Genomic DNA, 2367 nt, shown 5'->3' with positions numbered 1-2367 from the left:
TTAGTCGGGTAAGCGGGGGGCATCGCTGCCCCCAACTCCCCTCAGAACCGTACGTGACAGTTTCCCATCATACGGCTCAAGCCTTCTTTTTATCCGATTTCAGTCCCTTTAGTATAGGCAAGGTAAGTGAACTAATTTTAAGTTTAAATTAGACAATATGAGGTGTTGCGGAACAGGCATGTCTTTTACGACTACCTTTTCCCCGTTTTGTAGTGGAGTTTTGCAGATAGCGCAGCGGTAACCTTGTTTTCTAGCCAGCTTCATTCTATCCATCGTGTTTTCCGTATCAAATACCTTACGGTCTCTTTTTTCCCAGTATTCTTTCAATGTTGGGTCATCAGGACTATTTTTGAATTTCACCATGTTGTGTCTCTCAATCTTAATCCATGACATATGTAAGAGTTGGATATTTGTTTTCGGGCAGGTTGGTGTCCAAGCATTTCCACCATGATGTGGATGCCTGTAATATCTTGCATATATCCATTTCCACGACTTCTTTGGATGGAGCTGTCGAAGATGTTTGCCGATTCTCCAATAGATATAGCTATCCATTGTACCAAAGATTTTCTTAGAAACGACATGTTTCCAGTATTGCCCGTATCCTCTGATAATAGGATTAAGCACTCGGATGATTTCTCCGATGGGTTGACCCCTCATGACACGTAAAGTATCTCCAATTTTCTTCTTCGCTTTCTGTCTACTGCCCTTACTTGGTTTGATGAACAGTTTATTCCCCTGTTCAGTTTGGTACTGCCGAATCAAGAATCCTAGGAACTCAAATCCTTCCTCAATATGTGTAACCTTCGTCTTTTCAGGGCTTAATTCCAATCCCCTGTCCTTTAAGTAGGGACGAAGTCTCATATATACAGAGAGTGCTTGTTCTTTTGTCTCCGTTAAGACCACAAAATCATCTGCGTAACGGATAAGGGTAAATTTGCAAGCAGGATTCATAATATAACTATCATTAGCTTTATAGTTTTTCTTGTAAGTAATTCCCAAGGTTTCTTCCATTCCATGAAGGGCAATGTTAGCGAGAAGTGGCGAGATAATTCCTCCTTGCGGAGTACCTTCTTGCGTTTCCGCGAAAAAGCTTTGCTCCATGTATCCCATCTTGAGCCATCGCTTCAATAGTTTTCTTCCGGGGAAGTAAGAAGTTTGTTTGAGTATCCACTCATGGTTGAGATGATCAAAACAGCCCTGAAAATCTCCTTCAAATATCCATTTCTTCTTTGTGCCCCCGTTGATTCTATTGAAAATGCTTCGTATGGCATCATGGGTACTTCGCTTAGGACGAAACCCGTAAGAAATAGCTTCAAATCTGGCTTCCCACTGTGGTTCAAGGGCATTTCGCACTATATTTTGATATACCCTATCCTTTATAGTTGGGATGCCCAACGGTCGCAATTTTCCGTTTTTCTTCACAATGTATATACGTTTTGCTGGTTTTGGTCGGTGTTGTAGCGTATTTAACTTTTTGAGTTGCTCATAGAGAAGATTTCTTTCTCTGCGACTCAAGGCTGTATGTTCATCAACACCTGCTGTTCGCTTTCCTTTATTCTGCTGTGTTACTCGTCTAATTGATAACAGTAAGTTTGCTTCGCTTCTCATGAGTAAGCGTTGAAGTTTTCTTACCTTTCTTTGTTGCTGTAACTGTTCGGCACGGTAAATTCTTTGTCGTAACTTCGTCACATACATCTGAACTGCTTTCCAGTTTGTATACGAGACGTGCGCCGACGCTCGTTCTGAGGTGTTCATAACTGCACGCTCCTATTCGTCAGAAGATAACTTACAAATGTATTTCCATGTTGAAGACCTATAAGAAGTGGGCTCCCTTTCAGGCTTGTCATGGGTTTGTCCGTAAGGACGACAATATCCGCTCAGTTATACATATTTCTATGCTTTCCTGTTTCCTTTCGGCTAGCGGCTTTTGCTTTCTCTTATATCCTTTACCCTCTGCCACATCGTTTGACTTTACAGTCATCCTACTGCTTGCGCAGATGACATAGGGCTTACCAAGTTTCACATTCCACAGATACGACAGGGTTAGGTGGACTCTTTACTCCGGATAAGTTGCGGGATGCAACGCGGCAGTATTATGAGAATGCCTTTCCTCTTATCAAGACCTGGGTAGAGCTGTACATTATCCCAAGCTAACGATTACGAAGCTTACGAGCCTTCACTCTCGTTCACCGTACCTGTCTTCTCCTAGCGGTATTCCGAGTCATGTACAGACTCTCTGTTTCCACATTTCCTCATGCAACCCACGAGCCCGTTACCAAGTCCGCAGTTTCGGATGGAGATAGACTTTGCATCTAATCTAGTAGCAGAAGCTACCCTGTGGGAATGCGACTTCTTGTCGCACCATAA

Annotated in this window: 1 protein-coding gene; it reads right to left on the bottom strand. The window is 42.8% G+C overall.

The window, feature by feature from the left end; genetic code table 11:
• Positions 1 to 108: 108 nt before the first annotated feature.
• On the bottom strand, positions 109 to 1755 hold the full coding sequence (gene ltrA / locus PDK19_RS27150) for a group II intron reverse transcriptase/maturase (protein ID WP_001097732.1): 1647 nt from the start codon (positions 1753 to 1755) through the stop codon (positions 109 to 111).
• Between the last annotated feature and the right edge of the window lie 612 nt (positions 1756 to 2367).

This window comes from Bacillus cereus group sp. BcHK124 (assembly GCF_027712065.1).
Taxonomy (GTDB): Bacteria; Bacillota; Bacilli; order Bacillales; family Bacillaceae_G; genus Bacillus_A; species Bacillus_A pacificus.
The sequence above is the reverse complement of the archived record's forward strand: the minus strand, read 5'-3'. Positions and strand labels throughout refer to the sequence as shown.

Bases quoted from the DNA above. Each gene is read 5' to 3' on its own strand.
- ltrA (WP_001097732.1), bottom strand. From the start codon at position 1,755: ATGAACACCTCAGAACGAGCGTCGGCGCACGTCTCGTATACAAACTGG.